The sequence below is a fragment of the Mycobacterium sp. genome (assembly GCF_035623875.1).
Classification (GTDB): Bacteria; Actinomycetota; Actinomycetes; order Mycobacteriales; family Mycobacteriaceae; genus Mycobacterium.
The window spans coordinates 1-10,646 of record NZ_DASPSP010000068.1 but is presented as its reverse complement, the minus strand read 5'-3'; the positions used below and the strand labels follow the sequence as shown (position 1 = coordinate 10,646).

Genomic DNA, 10,646 nt, shown 5'->3' with positions numbered 1-10,646 from the left:
CGACGGGTATGACCGCGAAGGCGTCATTGTCGGATGGGCTCGGGCTGGTCAACACCGCACTCTCCCAATGCTTACGAAGGGGCCGAGAAAGTAAGCCTGCTGGAGAGTGGCAGACAACTGTGACGATCATCGCACAATCGTCGCGGGCGCGTACCCGCGCTGCGGCAGGCCGGCATGGACGGTTACCGTGAGCGGCAGATGGATCAGCCGACGAATTCGTAAGGGAAGGCAAGGGGAGAGGCGACGTGGCGAGGTTGTCCACTTCGGACGCGTCCTTCTACCAGCTGGAAAACACCGCCACCCCGCTGTATGTGGGCTCGCTGTCGATTCTGCGTCAGCCGCGGGCCGGGCTGAGCTACGAGACGTTGTTGGCCACGGTAGAACAGCGACTGCCACAGGTGCCGCGGTATCGGCAGAAGGTCCGCGAAGTGACGTTTGCGCTGGCCAGGCCGGTCTGGATCGACGACCGCGATTTCGACATCACCTACCATGTCCGGCGCTCAGCGTTACCGTCGCCGGGCAGCGACGAGCAGTTGCACGAACTGATCGGTCGGCTGGCGGCACGACCGCTGGACAAGTCCCGGCCGCTGTGGGAGATGTACTTGGTGGAGGGGTTGGCCAAAAATCGCCTCGCCCTCTACACCAAGTCGCACCAGGCGCTGATCAACGGCATGGGCGCGATGGAGATCGGTCACGTCATCGCTGACCGAAACCGGCGGCTCCCGCCGTCCGTCGAGGACATCTGGGTACCGGCCCGCGAACCCGGTACCACCCGGCTGCTATTGGGCGCCGTCGGCGACTGGGCTACCCGCCCGCGGGCGCAGCTGAGGGCTGCCCGCACCGGAGTTACCGAGCTGGCCACCAATGCCGGCCAACTCATTGATCTCGGGCGACGGATGTTCGACGTCGCCCGCACACTTGCACGGGGCAACGCGCCCAGCAGCCCGCTCAACACCAGGGTGTCCCGCAACCGGCGGTTCACGGTCGCGCGTGGACGTCTTGATGACTACCGGGCCATTCGAGCGCGCTACAACTGCGACGTCAACGATGTGGTGCTGGCGGTGATCACCGGCGCACTGCGCAACTGGCTGTTGTCCCGCGGCGAGGCGGCGGCGCCAACCGCAACGGTGCGGGCGATGGCGCCCTTGCCGGTCTACGTGGACGAGACATTCGACTCGTCGAGCCGCGGGCTGGCGATCAGCCAGGTGGCGCCCTTTCTGGTCGACCTGCCGGTAGGGGAGGGCAACGCGGTCGTAAGGCTGTCGCAGATCGCGCACGCCACCGAGTCCAATCCGACCTCGGCCAGCCTGGTCGATGCCCGAACCATTGTCACGCTGTCGGGTTTTGCGCCGCCGACATTGCACGCCATGGGCATTCGGGTCGCCACCGGCTTGTCGGCGCGCTTGTTCAACTTGTTGATCACCAATGCGCCCGGCGCGCAGTCGCAGATGTACATTGCCGGCGCGAAGTTACTGGAGAGCTACGCGGTACCACCGCTGCTCAACAACCAGGTGCTGGCCATCGGCGTGACCTCTTACAACGGCATGTTGTATTTCGGCATCAACGCCGACCGGGACGCGATGAGCGATGTCGACGTACTACCGGTGCTGCTGGGCGAATCCCTCGATGAATTGTTGGAAGCCGCACAGTAGAACTGCCATTCGCGGGTGCAAAGTCATGTTGCGGACCTACCATTCGATGGTGTGAGCACCAGATCTGCCACCGAAACATCGGCGAAAACGAAGCAACCAAAGAAGCACAGATCGCACAAGGATTCACCGCCGAAGATCCCTAATGCGGTCTACTCGGCCGAATTATTCAGGCTGCAAACGGAATTCGTCAAACTTCAAGAGTGGGTGCGATTTTCCGGTGCCCGCGTCGTGGTCATCTTCGAAGGCCGTGACGGCGCGGGCAAGGGCGGCACGATCAAAAGGATTACCGAATACCTCAACCCGCGCGTCGCACAGATCGCCGCGTTGCCCGCCCCGACCGATCGGGAACGCGGGCAGTGGTACTACCAGCGCTATATCGCGCATCTGCCCGCCAAAGGGGAGATCGTGCTGTTCGACCGGTCGTGGTACAACCGTGCCGGCGTCGAGAAAGTCATGGGATTCTGCACACCGCAGGAGTATGTGCTGTTCCTGCGCCAGACACCGATCTTCGAGCAGATGCTCATCGATGACGGGATTCTGCTACGGAAATACTGGTTTTCGGTATCCGACGACGAGCAGCTGCGTCGGTTTAAAGCCAGGCGGAATGATCCAGTGCGGCAATGGAAACTCAGCCCGATGGATCTGGAATCGCTGTATCGGTGGGAGGACTATTCACGCGCCAAAGACGAGATGATGGTGCACACCGATACGCCGAATAGCCCGTGGTATGTCGTGGAATCAGACGTCAAGAAACACGCTCGGCTCAATATGATGGCACATCTGTTGTCCACCATCGACTATCAAGACGTGAAGAGACCGAAGGTCAAATTGCCCGCCAGTCCGGTGGTCAGCGAAAACTATCATCGGCCACCGCGCGAGCTGTCGACCTACGTGGACGACTATGTGGCAACTTTGATCGGCCCGAAGGAGTGACCCGGGTGAGCGCTGTCTGATGCAGATTTACATCCCGGTGACACTGGCCATGCTGCAGCAACTGATCGCCGATGGTTCGCTTCGCCCGGTCAACGGCACCGCGTTCGCGGTGACGCCGAGGCTGCGGGAGGCGTACGCGGAAGGTGACGACGACGAGCTCGGCGAAGTCGCGCTGCGCGAGGCGGCGCTGGCCTCGCTGCGGCTGCTGGCCGCCGACGCCGAGGAGCCAGGCGCAAAGTCGCCGCCGCGGCGGGCGGTGCTGGTTGCCGACGTCGGTGATGTGACGCTGCGCCCGGATCTCGATGACGCCGTCGTACGGATCGGGGCACGGGTGGCGATCGACGATGTCATCGCCGCGTTTGTGGACAATGCCGCCGCCGAAGCGGATGTCAGGGCGGCGATCGCGGTCATCGACGAGGCCGACCTCGGTGATGAAGACGCCGAGCTGACGGTTGGCGACGCACAGGACCACGATCTGGCCTGGTACGCCACCCAAGAGCTACCGTTTCTGCTCGAACTGCTGTGAGCCGGGCTGGTTACGGGACCGTAGGTTACGGTACCGTAGGTTGGGAGAGCAGGAGCTTGCCCAATGACCAGGAAAATCGCACGAGTCACCGCCAACGTGGTCGAAACCGAGCCGGTTACGGTTGCGGGGATGGACACGCACCCCGGCTGGCACGCGTTGCGCAGCCTTTCCCAGCGCATCACCACACCGCTGTTGCCTGACGACTATCTGCGGCTTGCCAACCCGTTGTGGTCGGCCCGGGAATTGCGAGGCCGCGTACTGCAGGTCCGGCGGGAGACGCACGACTCCGCGACGCTGGTCATCAAGCCGGGCTGGGGTTTCGGCTTCGACTACGAGCCGGGTCAGTACATCGGGATCGGGCTTTTGGTTGACGGTCGCTGGCGGTGGCGCTCGTATTCGCTGACGTCGAGCCCGGTGAAGGGCGCCCGCACGGTGACCATCACCGTCAAGGCGATGCCCGAGGGCTTCCTGTCCGCCCACCTGGTGGGCGGTGTCAAGCCCGGAACGATCGTGCGGTTGGCCGCCCCGCAGGGCAATTTCGTGCTGCCCGATCCGGCGCCACCGGCCGTGTTGTTCATCACCGCCGGGTCGGGCGTCACCCCGGTGATGTCGATGCTGCGCACGCTGGTCCGCCGACAGCAGATCACCGACGTGATCCACCTGCATTCGGCGCCCACCGAGGCCGACGTGATGTTCAGTGCGGAGCTTGACCAGCTGGCCCGCGAGCACGCCGGGTATCGGCTGCGGCTGCGCACGACGCGCAGCCAGGGTCGGCTCGATCTGACCAGGCTCGACGCCGAGGTGCCGGACTGGCGTGAGCGCCAGACCTGGGCCTGTGGACCCGAAGCCATGCTCAACACCGCCGAACGTGCATGGTCGGCGGCCGGTGTCGGCGAGCGCTTGCACCTCGAGCGCTTTGCGGTACCGCGCGCGGCGCCAGCCGGAGCCGGTGGCACGGTAACGTTTTCAAAGAGCGGAAAAAGCACCACCGCCGATGCGGCGACGTCGCTGATGGATGCCGGTGAGCGGATGGGTGTGCAGATGCCGTTCGGCTGCCGGATGGGTATCTGTCAATCCTGCGTGGTAGGCCTAGTGGAAGGCCATGTGCGGGATCTGCGAACCGGTGCCGAACATGAGCCGGGAACACGGGTGCAGACCTGCATTTCGGCCGCGTCGGGCGACTGCGTCCTCGACGTCTAACAGTTACTCAATAGTAACCTACGGTTTCGTAGGTTACGATAGCGTAGGTCATCCAACTGCAGACTGCAGGAAGGCAATATGGCGATCACCGACCTTGACGTATTCGCACATCTGACCGCGGCCGACATCGAGAACCTGGCCGTTGAGCTGGACGCCATCCGCCAGGACATCGAAGAATCTCGCGGCGAGCGGGATGCCCGCTACATCCGCCGCACGATCGCTGCGCAGCGCGCACTGGAGGTCGCAGGCCGGGTGCTGCTGGCGGCCGGCTCGCGACGATCAGCCTGGTGGGCGGGCACCGTGACTCTCGCTGTGGCCAAGATCATCGAGAACATGGAGATTGGCCACAACGTCATGCACGGCCAGTGGGACTGGATGAACGACCCCGAGATTCACTCCTCGACGTGGGAGTGGGACATGAGCGGGGCGTCCAAGCACTGGCGCTACACCCACAATTTCGTGCACCACAAGTACACCAACATTCTGGGCATGGACGACGACGTCGGCTACGGCATGCTGCGCGTCACCCGCGACCAGCCCTGGAAGCGGTTCAATCTCTTCAACTTGCTGTTCAACACCCTGCTCGCGATCGGCTTCGAATGGGGCGTCGGGTTGCAGCATGTCGAGATCGGCAGGATCGTCAAGAAGCGGATGGGTCACGAGGAAGCCCGGCAGCGGGTCGACGAGTTCTTGGCCAAGTCCGGTCGCCAGGTGTTCAAGGACTATGTCGCGTTCCCGGCGGTGACCGCGCTGTCACCCGGCGCCACGTACAAGTCGACGCTGAAGGCCAACGCGGTCGCCAACGTGATCCGCAATCTATGGGCCAACGCTGTGATCTTCTGCGGCCACTTCCCCGACGGCGCCGAGAAATTCACCAAGACCGACATGATCGGCGAGACCAAGGGCCAGTGGTATCTGCGGCAGATGCTGGGCAGTGCCAACTTCAACGCCGGGCCGACGATGCGGTTCATGAGCGGCAACCTGTGCCATCAGATCGAGCACCACCTGTACCCGGATCTGCCGAGCAACCGGCTCGCTGAGATATCGGTGCGGGTGCGCGAGCTCTGCGACAAGTACGACTTGCCTTACACCACAGGCTCTTTCCTGTTGCAGTACGCAAAGACGTGGCGGACCATCGCCAAGCTGTCGTTGCCGGATAAATACCTGCGCGACACCGCGGACAACGCACCGGAGACCCGCAGCGAGTCGATGTTCGCCGTGCTGGAGCCGGGTTTCGCCGGCACCGATCCGGCAACCGGGCGCCGCCGCGGGCTGAAGACTGCAATCGCCACCGTGCGAGGTTGGCGCCGCGACAAGCGAGCCAAACGGGTTGGCGGGAAGGCGCGACCGACTTGGCGGGACGACTTGGCCGCCTAGCCGCGCCGAGCTCTCAACGATCTGGGCATCTGGACCGCCCGTGCCTTCGACTACCTCACACCGTCGGCCGACCTCGCCGCGCAATATGCCGACGAATTCGGGGTGATCCCAGCTGGCGCACGCCACTCACGCTGCATCGGCGATGGCGACCAGCCGTTGCAATGTCGCCAGCTGCTGGTCGAGGTCGCCTTCGAGTTTCGCCAGCAGCGTCGTGATGCCGACCGCCCGGTAGCGGCCCACCCGGTCGGCGATGGTGTCGGCTGTGCCGAGCAGATTCGTCAGGCGGCCGAGGTCCAGGGGCACCGCGCTGCGCGCCTCGTCGTGCTTCCCGGCTTGCCATAGTCCCGCGACGGTGTCGACTTCGGTCCCGTAACCCAGCCGGGTGAACGCGTCGTTGTAGAAATTGCGGCCACCCGAACCGCTCGCGCCCATGGCGCCGATCGTGAACGCGTAGCCGTCGGCGTGGCGGCGCGCGGCGGCGTCGGCGGCGGCCTGATCGTCGTGGAACTCGACGGCGACGGGGGCGACCAGGTCGAGCTGGTCGAGGGTGCGGCCGGCCCGCTGCGCTCCTTGGCGCAACGGGCCGAAGAACACCTCCGCGGCTTCGGGGATGAAGGCGTTGCCCAGCCAGCCGTCGGCCATCTCGCCGGTCAGTCGCAGGTTCTGCGGGCCCATCGCCGCCACGTAGACCGGGACATGGTCGGGCCGGACCAGGGGGCGTAGCGCGGCGCCGCGGCTGTCCGGCAGTGGCAGCGGGTAGACCTCGCCGGCGTGCTCGAGCCGCTCGCCGCGGCTGACCGTGCGGATGATTTCGATGGTCTCCCTCGTGGTCTGCACCGGTTTGCGGAACCGGACGCCGTGCCAGCCCTCCATCACCCGTGGCCCCGAGGTGCCGATGCCCAAGATGAAGCGGCCTGCGGAGAGCTCCTGCACGCTCAGCGCCGACGTCGCCAAGAGCGCCGGGCTGCGCGAGCCCAATTGCACGACAAACGTTCCGAGCTGCACCGACGACGTCTTGGCGGCCAGGTAGGCCAGCCCGGTGAGTGCGTCGTAGCCCCAGATCTCGGGCACCCACAGCGACGTGACACCGATGCGCTCGGCGGCGGCCGCGAACTCTGCGGCGCCCGGCAGGCGGGGTTCGATCATGGCGCCAACCTTCATGGCTGGCATGCTAGCCACTATTGCAAAAGGGCCGGCACCTGCACCGGCGGCCGCCGAGAAGGACGAACAATGCGTTATCGCGATCAACCCACAGTGGAAGTAACACAGCGTGTTCGGTGTGACGTGCGTACGGCATGGGACTTGGTGACGGACATCGGCCTGCCTGCGCGGTGTTCCTCGGAACTAGAAGCTGTCGAGTGGCTTGATGGGGCCGAAGCGGTCGAAGTCGGTGCGCGGTTCCGCGGTCGCAACAAGCACGCCGCGTTCGGCGATTGGGCGACGGTCTGCGAGGTGGTCGAAGTCGAGGACGAACGCCGTTGGGTGTACAACGTCATCGGACCCGAGGGGGTCAGTGCGACGTGGGCGTTCGAGGTCGAACCGGCCAGCGACGGCGTGCTGGTCCGACAGTGGGCTCGGATGGGGCCGGGACCGTCGGGACTGACCCCGGCGATCGTCGCCCAACCGGAGAAGGAGGCCAGGATCGTCTCCCGGCGACTTGCCGAATGGCAGGAGAACATGCAGGCCAACCTCGAACAGATTCGGTCGCAGGCCGAGGGCTGAGGTCAGCCCTCCCGTAGCGCGGCCAGCAGACGCCGTGCTGCGGCGACGCGACGGGCGGCCGGTCCGGTCAGGGTGTCCAGCGCGCATTCGGGATCCGCGGGTGGTCCCATATGCCCGCAGCCGCGCGGACAGTCTTTGATCGCCTCGGCCAGGTCGGAGAACGCCAGCACCACATCGTCGGACTCGATGTGGGCCAGCCCGAACGAGCGAATCCCCGGGGTGTCGATCACCCAGCCACCAGCCTGGAACGGCAGCGCCACGGATTGCGTCGAGGTGTGCCGCCCCCTGCCGATCTCGGTGACCTCGCCGACTGCTCGATCCGCTTCCGGCACAAGCCGATTCACCAAAGTTGACTTGCCCACCCCGGAATGACCGAGCAGCACCGTGATTTTCCCGACCAGCAGGTGGGCGACGGCGTCCAGCGGGTCGTCGCGGCCCGCGCTGACCACGGTGAGATCGAGGTCGGCGAACTGCTCGGCGAACGGCGCAGCGGGTGCCAGATCGGTCTTGGTCAGGCACAGGATCGGTAGCAGGCCGCCGGCATAGGCCGCGATCAGCGCTCGATCGACCAGGCCGGTGCGCGGCGGCGGGTCGGCCAGGGCCACCACGACCAGCAGTTGATCCGCGTTGGCGACGACGACCCGCTCGGTGGGATCGGTGTCATCGGCGGTGCGCCGCAACACCGTTCGCCGCGGGCCACGCCGCACGATGCGGGCCAAGGTATCCGGCTGCCCGGAAAGATCGCCGACCACGTCGACGTCGTCGCCGACGACGATCGGGGTGCGGCCCAGTTCCCGTGCCCGCATCGCGGTGACCCGGCGATCGGGGTCGCCGTCGAGCACACATCCCCAGCGCCCGCGGTCGACGCTGACCACCATGGCCGGTTTTGCGTCGGCGTGGTCGGGCCGGGTCTTGGTCCGCGGTCGCGAACCGCGTCCCGAGCGGACCTTGACGTCGGACTCGTCGTAGTCGCCCGGCCTCAACCGCTGGACTCCCCGACCATGTCCGTCCACAGCCGCGCAAACTGCGGCAACGTCTTGGCGGTGGTCTCGATGTCGTCCACTTCGACATCGGCGACCCGTAGCCCGACGATCGCACCGGCCATCGCCATCCGGTGATCGGCGTACGACTGCCAGGTCCCCGGCCGCAGCGGCGTCGCGGTGATCTCCAGGCCGTCGGCGGTTTCCGAGCAACTGCCGCCCAGCCGGTTGATTTCGGTGCTCAGCGCGGCCAGACGGTCGGTTTCATGACCGCGAAGATGGGCGATGCCGGTCAGCCTTGACACCGAGCCCGGGCTGGCCAGCGCCGCGAGCACCGCCACCGCCGGGGTGAGTTCACCGACGTCGCGCAGGTTTACGTCGAACCCGCCGTAGGATTGCGGCCCCCGCACCTCGAGATACGAATCTGACTGCTTCACAACAGAATTCAGTTGCCCTAAGATACTCAGAATCGCGTCGGCGGGTTGGATGCTGTCGGCCGGCCAGCCGGTGATGCGCACCGTCCCCGCGCTGACGACGGCCGCCGCGATGAACGGGACGGCATTGGACAGGTCCGGTTCGATGTGCCAGTGCCGGGCCGCCATGGGGCCTGGTCGCACCTGCCAGCGGTTGGGTGTGGCGTCCTCGACCAGGGCGCCGGCTTGCCGCAGCATCGCCACCGTCATGGCGATGTGCGGTGCTGACGGCAGCGCCGGACCCGTGTGCTGCACGATCAGGCCCTTGGTGAACGACGCACCGGACAGCAGCAGGCCGGAGACGAACTGCGACGACGCCGAGGCGTCGATGTCCACGGCCCCGCCGGCGACCGATCCGGCGCCCCGCACCCGGAACGGCAACCGGTCGCCGTCGATGTCGACGCCCAGGCCGCGCAGTGCGTCCAGCAACGGCGCGATCGGCCGGACCCGGGCCTGCTCGTCACCGTCGAAGGTCACCGCGGCGACACCCAGCGCGGCCAGCGGCGGGACGAAACGCAACACTGTGCCGGCCAAACCGCAATCGATCCGGGCGTCGGCTGCCGGGGAGATCTTCCCGCTGACCGTCAGTTCTGTTCCCGACCCCTCGACATGCAGGCCCAACCCAACCAGCGCGCCCATCATCAGATCGGTATCGCGGCTGCGCAGCGCCCCGCTGATCGTCGAAACGCCGCCGTTCGCGGCCGCCAGCGCCGAGAGCACCAGCGCCCGGTTGGTCTGGGACTTCGAGCCCGGTACCGTCACCGTCGCACACACCGGTCGATGCGCGTGGGGTGCGGTCCAGGTGCTCACGTGCTCCATCATGGCGTACCAGGCACCATGGGGTTATGTGTGGACGATTCGCGGTCACGACAGATCCGGCCGCGCTGGCCGAGAAGATCCAGGCGATCAACGAGGCCCGCTCGGCAGAGTCCGCTTCCGGACCCAACTACAACGTGGCGCCCACCACGACCATCACCACGGTGGTCCGGCGGCATGACGAACCCGACGACGAACCCACCCGACGGGTGCGGCTGATGCGCTGGGGGCTGATACCGCCGTGGGTCAAGGCGGGATCCGATGGCGCGCCGGAGTCCAAAGGCCCGCAACTGATCAACGCCCGGGCCGACAAGGTCACTACATCGCCGGCGTTTCGCGCGAGCGCCAAATCCAAACGCTGCCTGGTCCCGATGGACGGCTACTACGAATGGCGGGCCAACCCCGCGACCGAAGCCGGCAAGAAAGCCCGCAAGACGCCGTTCTTCATGTATCGCGCCGATGGCGAGATGCTGTTCATGGCGGGCCTGTGGTCGGTGTGGAAGCCGGCGAAAGATGCCACCCCGCTGCTGAGCTGCACCATCATCACCACCGATGCGGTCGGCGAGCTCGCCGAGATCCACGACCGGATGCCGTTGATCGTGGCCGAACATGACTGGGATCGCTGGCTGAATCCCGACGCCCCAGCCGATCTTGAATTACTGGCCAACCCGCCCGACGTGCGCGGCATCGAGATGCGTGAGATCTCGACGCTGGTCAACAACGTGCGTAACAACGGGCCCGAGCTACTCGAGCCCGCCGAGCCGCAGCCCGAGCAAGCGAGACTGCTCTAAAGTCCAGCGTCTATGAGCAAACGGGACAGTCCGCGTTCATTGCACCGCGCCGCGACACGCGGCAACATGGCATTGGCGTCATCGGTCCTGCCTGTTGCCATCAGTGTTTCCACCAGTAGCAGTTGCGCCGTCAGCGCCGCCAATGGTCTTCGCTCGGCATCGATTCCGGCGAGCAG

The 10,646-nt window shown here is 65.9% G+C and carries 11 protein-coding genes; 7 read left to right on the top strand and 4 right to left on the bottom strand.

The features are described 5' to 3' along the window. The first annotated feature begins 245 nt into the window (after positions 1-245). The 5 genes from VEI45_RS05835 (at position 246) to VEI45_RS05815 (ending at position 5,688) form a co-directional block, all read left to right on the top strand. Positions 246-1,652 (top strand): wax ester/triacylglycerol synthase family O-acyltransferase, encoded by a 1,407-nt coding sequence (locus VEI45_RS05835; RefSeq protein WP_324851027.1) that lies wholly within the window; start codon positions 246-248, stop codon positions 1,650-1,652. Positions 1,653-1,787: 135 nt separating this feature from the next. Further along, positions 1,788-2,585, top strand: coding sequence for a polyphosphate kinase 2 (gene ppk2, locus VEI45_RS05830; protein ID WP_324851031.1), 798 nt, complete (start codon positions 1,788-1,790; stop codon positions 2,583-2,585). A 16-nt stretch (positions 2,586-2,601) separates the two neighbouring features. Next, positions 2,602-3,111, top strand: a complete 510-nt coding sequence (locus VEI45_RS05825) for a DUF6912 family protein (RefSeq protein ID WP_324851029.1) — start codon at positions 2,602-2,604, stop codon at positions 3,109-3,111. 63 nt (positions 3,112-3,174) lie between these two features. Further along, positions 3,175-4,311 carry a ferredoxin reductase gene (locus VEI45_RS05820; protein WP_324851025.1) on the top strand — a complete coding sequence of 379 codons (1,137 nt, stop codon included), beginning with the start codon at positions 3,175-3,177 and terminating at the stop codon, positions 4,309-4,311. A 78-nt stretch (positions 4,312-4,389) separates the two neighbouring features. Continuing rightward, a complete protein-coding gene (locus tag VEI45_RS05815; protein WP_324851023.1) occupies positions 4,390-5,688 on the top strand; it encodes a fatty acid desaturase in 1,299 nt (432 codons plus the stop codon). Between the two features lie 126 nt (positions 5,689-5,814). Here the strand turns inward: VEI45_RS05815 and VEI45_RS05810 are convergent, their stop codons facing one another. Then, positions 5,815-6,834 carry an LLM class flavin-dependent oxidoreductase gene (locus tag VEI45_RS05810; RefSeq protein WP_324851021.1) on the bottom strand — a complete coding sequence of 340 codons (1,020 nt, stop codon included), beginning with the start codon at positions 6,832-6,834 and terminating at the stop codon, positions 5,815-5,817. Between the two features lie 84 nt (positions 6,835-6,918). Between VEI45_RS05810 and VEI45_RS05805 the strand changes: the two genes are divergently transcribed. Then, entirely contained in the window at positions 6,919-7,410 is a 492-nt protein-coding gene (locus tag VEI45_RS05805; protein ID WP_324851019.1) for an SRPBCC family protein, read from the top strand. A 2-nt stretch (positions 7,411-7,412) separates the two neighbouring features. Here VEI45_RS05805 and rsgA read toward each other — a convergent pair whose 3' ends face one another. Beyond that, positions 7,413-8,393, bottom strand: coding sequence for a ribosome small subunit-dependent GTPase A (rsgA, locus tag VEI45_RS05800; protein WP_324851018.1), 981 nt, complete (start codon positions 8,391-8,393; stop codon positions 7,413-7,415). After that, positions 8,390-9,673, bottom strand: a complete 1,284-nt coding sequence (gene aroA / locus VEI45_RS05795) for a 3-phosphoshikimate 1-carboxyvinyltransferase (RefSeq protein ID WP_324851016.1) — start codon at positions 9,671-9,673, stop codon at positions 8,390-8,392. The genes rsgA and aroA overlap by 4 nt, the downstream gene beginning before the upstream one ends. 35 nt (positions 9,674-9,708) lie before the next feature. Here aroA and VEI45_RS05790 point away from each other — a divergent pair, with 35 nt between their 5' ends. Then, entirely contained in the window at positions 9,709-10,470 is a 762-nt protein-coding gene (locus tag VEI45_RS05790; RefSeq protein ID WP_324851014.1) for an SOS response-associated peptidase, read from the top strand. Here the strand turns inward: VEI45_RS05790 and VEI45_RS05785 are convergent. Further along, positions 10,467-10,646 (bottom strand): hypothetical protein (locus VEI45_RS05785; RefSeq protein WP_324851012.1); only part of this gene is annotated, 180 nt, incomplete at its 5' end. The genes VEI45_RS05790 and VEI45_RS05785 overlap by 4 nt on opposite strands.